We start from the raw sequence: 11172 nt of genomic DNA, 5'->3' as shown, positions 1-11172 counted from the left end.
CTATCAGGTCGTGAACACGGGGGAGAGGTGTGGCCAGTGCTCCGCCGTACAAAGGACCGGCGGATGGTCGAGCGGCGCGGGCAGCGTGACCTCACGCCCGCCGCGATGGGTGTGACCGGTCCAGACGTCGACCCACTCGCCGCGAGGCAGGTAGACCGGCTGTTCGGTGAGGCCCGGCGCCGTCACCGGGGCCACCAGCAACGCGTCGCCCAGCTTGTACTGCAGCGGCCGATCCCAGACGCGCGGGTCGTCCGGATGGTCGAAGAAGAGCCCGCGCATCAGCGGCGCCCCGCCGCCGACCGCCTGGCGGGCCTGTCCCGTCAGGTACGGCACGAGCCGCTCGCGCACCTTGGCCAGCCGCCGGAAGACCGGCAGCACCCGGTCGTCGCCGGTCTGCTCGGCCACGTTCCACGGAGTGCGGTCCCTGACGGGCACGCGGTGGTGGTTGAACTCCGAGTGGTACTGCATGATCGGCATGAACGCCGACGCCCCGGCCGCCCGCAGATAGAGCTCGGCGTCGGGCAGGTCACCGGAGAACCCGGCCAGGTCCCAGCCCCAGTAGACGATCCCGCAGGCCGACGCGGTGATCCCGGCCCTGATGGACGACCGGAACGCCGCCCAGGTCGAGTCCTCGTCCCCGGCCCAGAACACGCCGTGCGGCTGTGAGCCGGCGAACCCGGCCCTGCTGAACGTCACGGGCGCCTTGCCGTACCGCTCCAGCAGCTCGCCGAAGGCCCGCGCGTAGTGCACGGGGAAGAGGCCGTTGCCGTCGTCGCCCCTGCGCCCGTCGGCGTAACGCAGGTCATGGCCCCACGCGTGCTCGCCGCCGTCGGTCTTGAACCCGTCCACGCCCACCTCGTCCACCAGGTAGGCCCGCTTGGCCGTCCACCAGTCGCGGACCTCGGGCGACGACAGGTCGGGCATGAGCGCCAGCGGGAACCACCAGCCCCGGTTCCGGTACGGCCGGCCGTCGGCCTCTCGGACCCCGTAGCCGTGCTCGACGAGCTGTCGGGCGTCCACGGCGGCCTGGTGCCGCGGGTGCGGTCGCATCTTCTGCAGCGGGATCTGCCAGAGCAGCACCTTGACGTCCCGCTGGTGCAGCTCGTCCACCATGCCCTTGGGGTCCGGCCACGGCCCGTCCGGCGGAAAGGTGTAGTCCGCCAGCCGGTGCGGCTCCTCCGACGGCTCGTACGCGGCCCCGCGGAACGCCGTGAACGTCGTCTCGTCGCTCCACGCCTCGATGACCAGCGCGCCGACCGGGATGTCGTGCTCGCGGTGCCGGTCCATCTCGGCCATCACGCGGTCCTGCGTGTTCCACTCGTTGCCGCTGGCCCACAACCGGAACACCCACGAGGGCAGCTCCGTCGGCCGCCCCACCTCGTCCAGGAAGTCCCGCAGCACGCCGGCCGGGGTCTCGCCGTCGTACAGCCGCACCGCGGGCTCGCCGTCCGGCCCCACCTCGGCCTCCACGACCAGCCGGTCCGGCCGGGACGCGCCGACGTCGTACCAGGTCCGCCTGGACGTCTCGACGTGGAACCCCCAGCTCGCCGCCCCGCCGACCACGAGCGCGAACGGCATCGGCAGGTACGTCCTGCCGTGCGCCCCCTGCGCCTTGTACTGCTCGAACACCACCGCGTCCAGCCGCCGCCCACGCTGGTCCACCGCGTCGAACCGCTCGCCGAAGCCCACCACGTGCTCACCGTCGGCCAGCGCCAGCTCGAACCGCACCCGCCGCGCGCCGTCACCGCCGACCAGCCACCGCACGCTCCCCGGCACCACCCGGTCGGCACCGCGCACGACGAGCTTCCCGCCCGTCCGGCCCCACGCCGCCGCCGTCACCTCGAACCACCGGCTGGTACGGCTCGCACCGCCGTCCATCGCTGCCCGGAACCGGTAGGCGTACCGCTGCCCGGCGCGCAGTACGGGCGAGCGCGTCACCCAAGACCCGGCGGCGGCCCGCGCGGCCCTGGCCTGCGCCGCGGCCAGATGCCCGCCGTCAACGGTCTCCGCCTTTTCCGCCGCGTCCGGGTCCGCCGCGTCCGGGTCCGCCGCGTCCGGGTCCGCCGCGTCCGGGTCCGGTGCGGCACCCGCTCTGGTCAGCGGCAGTTCGACAGGCGCCGCCCCGTCGGCGGCCCACTCGCACACCACCGAGACGACCTTCGCCGAAGCCCGCACCCGCAGCTCCACAGCCTCGCCCTCCACCGGCCAGGCCGGCACGCGCTGGTCCTCGGTCGTGGCGTACGGATGCCCGGACCCGTACGGCCGATGCCGGATCATGCCCGCACCCCCAGCTCGTCGGCGAGAATCAGATACATCCCGTGCGACCACAGCAGCGGCGTGGCCACGGTGCCCCACCGGTCGAGCCACTCCTGGAGCCGCTCGGGCGCCAGCAGCCGATCGGACACCTGCTCGGGCAGGTCACCTTCGGCGGTCGCCTGGGCCGCCATCCAGTCCAGGTACCGCAGGGCCTCCTCATGCCGCCCGGCCCGCGCGTGGTTCCAGCCGAGGAACCCGGCCAGCAGCACCCACCGCCCGCCGCCGTAGAAGGTGTCGGTCAGGTACCGGTACACCCCGCCGTCCACGGCGAGCTGCCGCTCCACCTCGGTCACCGTCGCCGCGCCGACCGGATGATCGGCCGCGTAGAGCCCGAACGGCTCGACACACGCGAGCAGGCTGGCGTCCACGGCGTCACTGCCCAGCCACTTCGTCAGACGCCCGCCGACCAGACCCTCGGCGGTCACGAGGGCGGCGATGCCGTCCACCGCCTGTCCGGCCGCCGCCGACTCCGGCCCGCTCAGCACGCCCAGCGCGATGGCCGCCCGCAACCCCGCGTGCACCGCCCCCAGCGTCGCCACGTGCCGCTGCTCGACGTGCTCCTCCCACCAGTCGTAACACGGCATGTCCCAGAACGAGGTGAGATACCGGGCTGCCGTCCGCACCCCCTTCTCCACCCCCGCAACCGCCCGGCCCTGCCGGAAGGAGTGCTCGCGCAGCGCCCAGAGCCACGTGCCGTACCCGTCGAGCTGGAAGTCCCACCAGTCGACGTCCCCGTCCACGCCGTCGAGCGTGAACCGGGTCGGCAGCATCTCGGCGGGCGAGACCGGCTCACCGCGCCCCGCCCGCGAGACGAGCGAGTCGACCTGCCCCGCCCGGTCGCCGATCACCCGGGCACACCAGGCGTGGAAGGCGTCCGCACCGGCGGCGTCGCCGTGCCTGCTCACCCCCTCGGCGATGAACGCCCCGTCACGCAGCCACGAGTAGCCGCGGTAGGCGGAGAAAGTCGGGGACGCCGGGTAGGCGCCGGTGGGGGACTGAAGCCTCTGGATCACGTCGAGGCTGTGCGACACGAGGGTCAACGGTTTCTCCTAAGACAGCAGGGCGTCGACGTCGGCGGCGGCGGTCTTGAGCGCCTCCTCCACCGGCTTGCGCCCGGCGGCGGCCTCGGTCAGCTGCTTGGTCACGGCGTCCTGCATCTCCTGCTGGCGCTTGATGACCGGCGGCAGCGCGATCGACTTCAGCGAGTCGAACACCGCCTGGCGGTTGGCGGGCTTCGGGTCCTTGAGGTAGCCGGACAGCACCGCCTGGTCGGCGACCGGCGGCAGCTCCCAGGACGACTCGACGCGGGTGGTCGCCGCGGTGTTCGACGACGACAGGAACCGGGCCCAGGCCCACGCCTCCTTGCCGTGCTTTGTGCCCGAGGAGGCGGCGACGGCGTTGTGGAAGACGGCGCTGGCCTTGGCGGCGTCACCCGGCTCGACGACCACGTCCCAGGTGAACGGCGCGTCCTTCAGCCCGGCGAACTGCCAGATGCCGTTGTGCCACATGGCGAGCTTGCCGGACTTGAAGAGGTTCGTGTCGTAGTCGGCGGTGCCGCCGATCTCCGCCTCGGTCGGCATCGTCTTGCCCACCTTGGAGACCAGCCACTGCGCCGCCTTGACCCCGGCCGGGCCGTTGAAGGCCGACTTCTTGCCGTCGGCCGACAGGAACTCGCCGCCCGCCTGCTTGAGCGTCTTGTAGAACTCGAAGAACTGCACCGGCTGGAAGTCGCCGAAGACGCCCTTCTTCTTGTCGGTCAGCTTCGCGGCGGCGGCCTGCTCGTCGGCCCAGGTCCACTCGGCCGTCGGCGGGGCCACGCCGGCCTTGTCGAACAGGTCCTTGTTGTAGAAGAGCACGACCGTGGAGAACGACGCGGGCAGCGCGTACTGCTTGCCGTCGCGCTGGAAGGCGTCGAGCGACTCCTTGGCGTACACCGACGGGTCGCCGTCGCCCTTCACCGTGTCGAGGTCGAGCAGCGAGCCCGCGCTGGCGTAGGTGACGAAGTTCTCGTAGTTGAGCTCGAAGGTGTCGGGTGCGGTGCCGCCCGCGATGCTGGTCTGGAGCTTGGTGAAGTACTCGTCGAAGGGCGCGGTCTCCACGACCACGTCGATCTTCGGGTTCTCCTTCTCGAAGGCTTTCTCGATCTTGTCCAGGTCCTTCACGTGGTCGGGCGCGGCCGAGAACGTGAAGTACCGCAGCGTCACCTTGCCGCCCTCGCCGGACGGGGCCTTCGTCGCCGAGCCCTGGGAGCAGGCGGTGGCGAGCAGCGCGGCGGCCGCCAGGGAAGCGGCGACCCTGATTCTTTGTGACATGGGGGGTTCCTTTACTTACTTGAGCCCGCTCTGCGCGACGCTGGCGATGACGTGCTTCTGCGCGAAGACGTACAGGATGAGGATCGGCACCACACTGATCACCGAGCCCGCCATGACCACGTCCCACTCGGTGGTGAACTGGCCGTGCAGCGTGGCCAGGCCCAGCGGCAGCGTCATGAACTCGGGCGACTTGATGATGATCAGCGGCCAGAGGTAGCTGTTCCAGCTGGCCATGAAGCCGAAGATGGCGAACGTCGCCAGCGCCGGCCTGATCAGCGGCAGCACCACATACAGAAAAATGCGGAAATGTCCGGCGCCGTCCAGCACGGCCGCCTCGTCGAACTCCTTCGGCACCTGGTTGATCGCCTGCCGCAGCAGGAACACCCCGAACGCCGACGCGATGGTCGGCGCCAGCAGCGCGAAGTACGTGTCGACCAGGTTGAACGTCCGCATCTCGATGAACAGCGGCACGACCAGCACGGGCAGCGGCATCATCAGCGTCGCCAGGTAGACCGAGAACAGCGCCCCCCGGCCCGGGAACGGCAGTCTGGCGAACGCGTAGGCGGCCATCGCGCTGGTGACGAGCTGCAGCGTGGTGGAGGCCGCCCCGATCCAGGCGCTGTTCGCCACGATCCGCCAGAAGGGGAGCGTGTCGAGCAGCTTGCCGTACGCGTCGAGGCTCGCGTTGTCCGGCGTGAAGTCCGGCGGCACGGCCAGCACCGCGTCGCCCGGCGTGATCGACGTGATCACCGCCCAGGCGAACGGGAACAGCATGACCATCGCGCCGAGGCCCACCAGCAGGTAGCGGAGCGTCTTACCCATAGGTCACCCACCGCCTCTGCCCCCGGATCTGCACGATCGTCACGAGCAGCACCAGGGCGAACAGCAGCCACGACAGCGCCGAGGCCGCGCCCGCCCGGCCGTACCTGAAGGTGAGGTCGTAGATCTGCGACACGACGACCTGCGTCGCGCCACCGGGCCCGCCACCCGTCATGATTTTCACCTGGTCGAAGACCTGGAAGCCGTTGATCAGCGAGATCACCACCACGAAGAACGACGAAGGCGACAGCAGCGGCAGCGTGATGTGCCTGAACCGGCGGAAGGCCGTCGCCCCGTCGACCATGGCGGCCTCCTGGAACTCCTTCGGGATCGCCTGCAGCCCCGCCAGCAGGATGATCATCACGAAGCCCAGGTCCTTCCAGGCCGAGGCGAAGATGATCGACGGCATCGCCCAGTCGGGATCGGTCCACCAGCCGGGCCCGCTGACGCCCAACAGCCCCAGCGCCCAGTTGACCACCCCGCTGGCCGGGTTGAGCAGCCACTTCCACATCAGCGCCACCACGACCCAGCTGGTGATGACGGGCAGGAAGTAGACGCCGCGCAGCAGCCCGCGCCCCGGCATCGCCCGGTTCAGCAGCAGCGCCAGCCCCAGCCCGCCCAGGTAGACGAGCGGCAGGTAACCGGCGATGAAGTACAGCGTGTGCAGGAACGCGGCCCTGGTCCCGGCGTCGCCGAGCAGTTCGAGGTAGTTGCCGAGGCCGACCCAGCGCATCTCGGTGATGAGGTCCCATTCGTGGAGGCTCGTCCAGAACGAGGCGACCATCGGGATCAGCGTGTACAGGGTCAGCGGGATCAGGCTGGGCAGCAGGAACACGGCCACGGTCCCGGCATACCGCCACCGTCGCCGTGGCGCGGTCCTGGCGCCGGTACGGCGGGCGTGCCCGGAGCTTGTGCGGTCGGCCGTCATGGCGTCCGTGCGGGTCATGGCGTCGTCCCGATCAGGCGGGCCCGCACCAGGCGGCCCTGCTCGCCGGCGGCCCCGGCGGCGTCGAAGGGGGTGGCCAGCACGAGGGCCGCCGCGCCCTGGGCCCAGCTGGTGTCGTCCCAGCTCTCCACCTCGATCGAGATGTCCCGCCGCCCCGGGTACAACTGCGCTCTGACGGCCGGATCGAATCCCGCCTGCCAGAGCGGCCAATCGGCCGTACCCTCGCCGAGCACCACCACGACCTCGGGATCGACCACGTTGATCAGCCCGGCAGCGGCCCGCCCGAGCACGGCCCCCGCCTCGGCGAACACCTCCCGAGCCACCAAATCCCCCGCGGCCCCGGCCCGCCCCAGCGCGGTCACGGCCGCCGACCGGCCACCCGCCGACCCCGCGCCTTCCGGAAAGCCCGCGCTTTCCGGAACGGAGCCCGCGCCTTCCGGCGAGGAGGCCGAACCGCCATTCTTGGCGCGGGCCGCGGCCAGCAGGCCCGCCGAGCCGACGTACGCCTCCAGGCAGCCGCGCGCCCCGCACCCGCACACCGGCCCGGCCGGATCGACGGGCACGTGCCCGAACTCGCCGGCCCCGCCCCTGGCACCCCGGTACACCCGCCCGTCGGCCACGATCGCCGCGCCGACGCCGCGCCCGATGGTCAGCACCAGGAAGTCCCGATGGGTCCGCCCCCTGCCGTACAGCCGCTCGGCCGCCGCCAGCGCGTTGACGTCGTTCTCGACCAGCACGGGCAGTTTGAGCCGCCGCCGCAGCCGCTCGCCCACCGGCATGGCCTGCCATCCCAGGGTCGGCGCGTTGACCGTGCCGACCGCCTGGTCCTCCACGCTGCCGGGCACCCCGACCCCGATCCCGAGCAGCGGCGGCACCTGCCCGTCGCCGGTCGAGGTGGGCGTACGCGCCGTCAGTCCGTGCCCGGTGCCCAAGACCACCGACTCGACGGCGTCGGCCAGCCGGTCCAGCGCCTCGGGGGCCGACGGGTCGAACGCGCACTCCCAGGCCCCGAGCACCTCGCCGTCGAGCCGCACGTCGACCAGCACCAGATGGTCGGCCGTCACCTTCACGCCGAGCGCCCGGCCCGCGCTGCCCACCAGCCCGAGCCGCTGGGCGGGCCGCCCGCCGCGCGACGGCTTGAGGTCGAGCTCCTCGAGCATGCCGTAGCCCATGAGCTCGCGCGTGAGCTGCGTGACGCTCGCCGGGCTCAGATCCAGCTCGCGCGCTATCTCGGTGCGGCTCAGCGGCCCGACGGTGCCGAGCAGCGCGAGGATCGCCGTCCTCGTGAGATCACCGCGATCAGTACCTGCCATGTGATGAGAACGACTTTCTTTAGAAATAAAGTTAGTGGTGAAAATATGAAGCCATGGCAGGCCGCTGTCAAGAGTCCGGGCACACGAAAGGGGGCCTCCGTCACCGGAGGCCCCCTTCTCAAGAGCTACGCGCTAGGACGCGTCCTTCGCGCGGTTGCGCAGCGCCCGGCTGACGCCGTCGGCGCCCTCCAGGATCATCCGGCGCAGCGCCTGCGGCGGCTGCTCCTTGGCCAGGTAGTCCTCCGCCGCCCGCACGGTCTCGGGCTCGATGAGCAGCGCGGGGAAGCAGCCGACCGTGAACGTCTGCGCCTGGTCGAACGTCCACTCCCGGTAGATCCGGCCGATCTCCGCGAAGTACTTCTCCCGGTACGGTGCCAGCAGCTCCGGGTGGTGCGGATCCTGGAAGCCGTTGACCGTCGTACGCGCGATGTGGTTGGCCAGCTTGCCCCCCACGATCGCGGCCCACGCGGCGGCCTTGCCCTCGGCCGTCGGGATGGCCGCCCGGCACAGCGCGGCGGACCGCTCGCCGGTGGCGGTGGCGTCGCGCGCCAGCTCGGCGTCGATGTCGGCACCACTGAGCTTGCCGCCGACGACCAGCGCGTGGATGAGCGTCCAGCGCAGGTCGGTGTCGACCGTCAGCCCCTCGGGCACGGCCGAGCCGTCGAGGATGCCCGAGAGTATCGCCAGGTCGGCGTCGGACGTGGCCGTGGGCGCGAACGCCTGCAGGAAGGCGAGCTGCGGGTCGGAGCCCGGCGCCGCCGTGGCGAGCAGCGAGCGCAGCTCGGTGGCCAGCAGCGACAGGCCCTCGGCCCGCCACGCCGGGTCGGCGTACTGCTGCACGGCCATCCGCGCCTGCCGGAGTACGGTCTGGAGGACCGTGATGTCCTTGACCGTGCCGATGCCCGAGATGACCAGCTTGACGTAGTCACGGGTGGACATCTCGCCGTCGCGGGTCATGTCCCACGCGGCCGACCAGCACAGGGCCCGGGGCAGCGACTCGGTGAAGGCGGCGATGCCGCCGTCGACCAGCGTCCGCAGCGACCGCTCGTCCAGGCGGATCTTGGCGTAGGTCAGGTCGTCGTCGTTGACCAGGACCAGGTCGGGCTGCTCCTCCCCGACCAGCTCCGCGACGCTCGTCTTGGCGCCCACCACGTCCAGCTCGACCCGCTTGGTCCGCGTGAGCACGCCGTCGGCCAGCGAGTACAGGCCGATCGCGACGCGGTGCGAGCGCAGCGTCGGGTAGTCGGCGGGCGCCTCCTGCAGCACCTCGAAGGTCTCGAAGCGGCCGTCGGCGACGGTGAACGACGGGCGCAGCGTGTTGACCCAGGCGGTCTCCAGCCACTCCTTCGACCACGACGACAGGTCGCGCCCCGAGGTCCGCTCCAGCGCGCCGAGCAGGTCCTTCAGCTCGGTGTTGCCCCAGGCGTGCTCGCCGAAGTAGTCGCGCACCCCGGCCAGGAAGTTGTCCAGCCCGACGTAGGCGACCAGTTGCTTGAGCACCGAGGCGCCCTTGGCGTACGTGATGCCGTCGAAGTTGACCTCGACCGCCTGCATGTCCGGGATGTCCGCGGCGATCGGGTGCGTGGACGGCAACTGGTCCTGGCGGTAGGCCCAGGACTTCTCCACGTTCGCGAACGTCGTCCAGGCGCCCTTGCCCCACCGGGTCGCCTCGGCCTGGGCGAGCACCGACATGTAGGTGGCGAACGACTCGTTCAGCCACAGGTCGTCCCACCAGCGCATGGTCACGAGGTCGCCGAACCACATGTGCGCCATCTCGTGCAGGATCGTCTCCGCGCGCCGCTCGACGACGGCGTCGGTGACCCTGGACCGGAAGATGTAGTCCTCCAGGAACGTCACGCAGCCCGCGTTCTCCATCGCGCCGGCGTTGAACTCGGGTACGAACAGCTGGTCGTACTTGCCGAACGGGTAGCGGACACCGAACACCTGGTGGAAGAAGTCGAAGCCCTGCCGGGTGACCTCCAGGATGTTGTCGGAGTCCAGGTGCTCGGCGAGCGAGGCGCGGCAGTAGATGCCCAGCGGGATGCCGTCATGCTCGGAGGTCACCTTGTGGTAAGGACCGGCCACCAGCGCCGTGATGTAGGTCGACATGACCGCTGTGGCCGGGAACAGCCAGCGCTTGGCCGCCGGCACCGCGCCGTGCTTGCCGACCTGCTCGGGCAGCCGCTCGGTCGAGGTGGCCGCCGCGTTGGAGACGACCTCCCAGTCGGCCGGGGCCAGCACGGTGAGCTGGAAGGTGGCCTTGAGATCGGGCTGGTCGAAGCAGGCGTACATGCGGTGCGCGTCGGCCGTCTCGAACTGGCTGTGCAGGTAGATCTTCTGGTCCACCGGGTCGACGAAGCGGTGCAGCCCCTCGCCGCTGCGCATGTAGACGCAGTCGGCGTCGACGCGCAGCTCGTTCGACTCGGCCACGGAGGGGAGCGGAAAGCGCCCCTTCTCGGCGTCGTAGGCGGAGACGTCGAGGTCGTCACCGTTGAGCGTGACCTTGCGGACGTGCGCGCCGTGGAGATCGATGAACGTGGCCGACCCCGGCTGGGTGCTGCTGAACCGGACGGTCGTGACACTCTCGAAGCGCTCGTCTCCCTCGGTCAGGTCGAGTGCGACCTCATACGACTCGACCTTCAACAGCCGGGCGCGCTCGCGAGCCTCGTCCCGGGTCAGGTTGCCTGCCAAGTTCCACTCCTTTTCGCCACTTCGTCTTATTTTGTCGGTATCCTGCCACGCAAGGAATAGGACATCGATACCCCAGGTTATGGCCCACGTGACAGACACGACCCCCGTAGAGCTTTGGTTCGATCCTTTCTGCCCATTTGCCTGGGTGACGTCACGATGGCTACTCGAAGTCGAGAAGGTCCGTCCGATTGATCCTCGCTGGCGCATTATGAGCCTGTTCGTTCTCAACGAGGATAAGGACGTCTCCGACGACTACCGCGCGTCGAACGCCAAGGGCCTGAAGCTCGTCCGCGTCATCGCGGCCGCCGCCGACCGGCACGGCGAGGAGTACATCGGCCGCCTCTACACCGAGTTCGGCACCCGCCTGCACAACGAGGGCCGCGACCGCGAGCTCGCCACCCTGCGCGCCATCGCCGAGGAGTCGCTCGAGGCCGTGGGCCTCGACAAGGGCCTCGCGGCCGAGGCCATGGACTCGACGGAGTACGACGAGGCCATCCGCAAGTCGCACAACGAGGGCATCACCCTGGTCGGCCAGGAGGTCGGCACCCCCGTCATCCGCGTCGGCGCCAACGCCTTCTTCGGGCCGGTGGTCACCACCATCCCGCGGGGCGAGGACGCGGGCCGGCTCTGGGACGGCGTGCTGCTGGTCACCGAGTTCGACGACTTCTTCGAGCTCAAGCGTTCGCGCACCCGGCGACCGAGTTTCGACTGACTTTCAGCTCGAAGTGGCTGAACTGTAGCGGCGCAATCCGCATCCATCCTTGGCGCCCAGCCG

At 70.6% G+C, this 11172-nt stretch carries 8 protein-coding genes; 1 reads left to right on the top strand and 7 read right to left on the bottom strand.

Going from position 1 to position 11172, the window contains the following annotated elements:
* Positions 1-3 precede the first annotated feature (3 nt).
* From AB0B91_RS41640 to pepN, 7 genes are all read right to left on the bottom strand, one after another.
* On the bottom strand, positions 4-2277 hold the full coding sequence (locus AB0B91_RS41640) for a TIM-barrel domain-containing protein (protein WP_358332417.1): 2274 nt from the start codon (positions 2275-2277) through the stop codon (positions 4-6).
* Positions 2274-3347, bottom strand: coding sequence for a glycoside hydrolase family 15 protein (locus tag AB0B91_RS41635; protein ID WP_358332911.1), 1074 nt, complete (start codon positions 3345-3347; stop codon positions 2274-2276). The genes AB0B91_RS41640 and AB0B91_RS41635 overlap by 4 nt, the downstream gene beginning before the upstream one ends.
* A gap of 18 nt (positions 3348-3365) precedes the next feature.
* Positions 3366-4628 (bottom strand): sugar ABC transporter substrate-binding protein, encoded by a 1263-nt coding sequence (locus AB0B91_RS41630; protein ID WP_358332414.1) that lies wholly within the window; start codon positions 4626-4628, stop codon positions 3366-3368.
* Between the two features lie 15 nt (positions 4629-4643).
* Positions 4644-5450 (bottom strand): carbohydrate ABC transporter permease, encoded by an 807-nt coding sequence (locus tag AB0B91_RS41625; RefSeq protein ID WP_358332411.1) that lies wholly within the window; start codon positions 5448-5450, stop codon positions 4644-4646.
* Complete coding sequence (locus tag AB0B91_RS41620) at positions 5443-6393, bottom strand: sugar ABC transporter permease (protein WP_358332408.1); 951 nt, start codon at positions 6391-6393, stop codon at positions 5443-5445. The genes AB0B91_RS41625 and AB0B91_RS41620 overlap by 8 nt, the downstream gene beginning before the upstream one ends.
* Positions 6390-7706 carry an ROK family transcriptional regulator gene (locus tag AB0B91_RS41615; RefSeq protein ID WP_358332405.1) on the bottom strand — a complete coding sequence of 439 codons (1317 nt, stop codon included), beginning with the start codon at positions 7704-7706 and terminating at the stop codon, positions 6390-6392. The genes AB0B91_RS41620 and AB0B91_RS41615 overlap by 4 nt, the downstream gene beginning before the upstream one ends.
* 132 nt (positions 7707-7838) lie before the next feature.
* Positions 7839-10397 carry an aminopeptidase N gene (pepN, locus tag AB0B91_RS41610; protein WP_358332402.1) on the bottom strand — a complete coding sequence of 853 codons (2559 nt, stop codon included), beginning with the start codon at positions 10395-10397 and terminating at the stop codon, positions 7839-7841.
* Between the two features lie 79 nt (positions 10398-10476).
* On the opposite strand from pepN, the gene AB0B91_RS41605 reads away from it, so the two are divergent.
* Positions 10477-11109 carry a disulfide bond formation protein DsbA gene (locus AB0B91_RS41605; RefSeq protein ID WP_358332400.1) on the top strand — a complete coding sequence of 211 codons (633 nt, stop codon included), beginning with the start codon at positions 10477-10479 and terminating at the stop codon, positions 11107-11109.
* Positions 11110-11172: the final 63 nt, after the last annotated feature.

This window comes from Nonomuraea sp. NPDC049141 (assembly GCF_040648415.1).
Classification (GTDB): Bacteria; Actinomycetota; Actinomycetes; order Streptosporangiales; family Streptosporangiaceae; genus Nonomuraea.
This window is presented reverse-complemented; position numbering and strand designations above follow the sequence as displayed.